The sequence below is a fragment of the Oleiphilus sp. HI0086 genome, from assembly GCF_001635225.1.
In genome coordinates this window covers 1-874 of record NZ_LWFZ01001437.1, presented here as the reverse complement: position 1 = coordinate 874, position 874 = coordinate 1, and the positions used below count along the sequence as shown (strand labels likewise).

The following is an 874-nucleotide window of genomic DNA, read 5'->3' as shown; positions in this document are numbered from 1 at the left end:
TGGCTCTCAAACTCTTTTTGGTAAGCGCCTTTTAGTAAACGGGGCCCCTGTACCCATCGCCACTTAAGGCCAGTGGNAATGGTTTCGAGAGCACGAATTGTACCTGTGCCATCATGACCGGCTCTAATATACGCGGCACAGGGTAAGCCTTGTTTCGCTTCTAAGCATGGGTAATAGCAACGGTCGAAGAAATCTTTGAGGGCACCACTCATGTAGCCTAGATTCTCGGTAGTGCCGAGTATAATGGCGTCTGCACTTAGTACATCTTCTGCTTGTGTTTCAAAAGGAGTTTTCGACTTGAATTCAACTTGCTCAAGAGCTTGGCTGATGACACCCTGGCACAGAGCTTGTTGTAGGGCTTGTGTATTTTCAGACGGGCTGTGGGCGACCAAAAGGAGTTTTTTCATTTCGCTTTGCTTGAGATACAAAGCTTAGGGTAGGAGTGGATTACTCATACCCTAGCCCTGTCTATTGGGTTATGGGTATGCATTCTCTACTGCAGACATTGCAGCGTCGACATCGCAGCTATGTCCAAGTTCGTTAAGCACCGCGCCTAAAGAGCTAACGCAGTAATCAACGTTTTTACGATTACAGCCATTGCCCATTAAGCCGATTCGCCATGCTTTGCCAGCAAACTTACCTAGCCCTGCACCAAGTTCCAAGTCGTACTGGTTAAGTAGTGTTGATCTAACAGTCGCATCATCAATACCTTCTGGAATCTTCACTGCATTAAGTTGAGATAGGCGAATATCTTTAGGCACTAGCATTTCAATGCCGAGCGCTTCTAGACCAGCAACCAGTGCCTTATGGTGCAGCTCATGACGTTCCCAAGCGCTTTCCAAACCTTCTTCTTTAAGAATTAATAGCGATTCGT

Annotated in this window: 1 protein-coding gene and 1 pseudogene; both read right to left on the bottom strand. The window is 46.7% G+C overall.

Annotated features, from left to right (window positions below):
- On the bottom strand, positions 1-407 hold a 407-nt coding region (locus A3756_RS24475), incomplete at its 3' end, for a flavodoxin family protein (RefSeq protein ID WP_068554932.1).
- A 69-nt stretch (positions 408-476) separates the two neighbouring features.
- Positions 477-874 (bottom strand): annotated as a pseudogene (locus A3756_RS28315) (alanine--glyoxylate aminotransferase family protein); the annotation flags it as partial.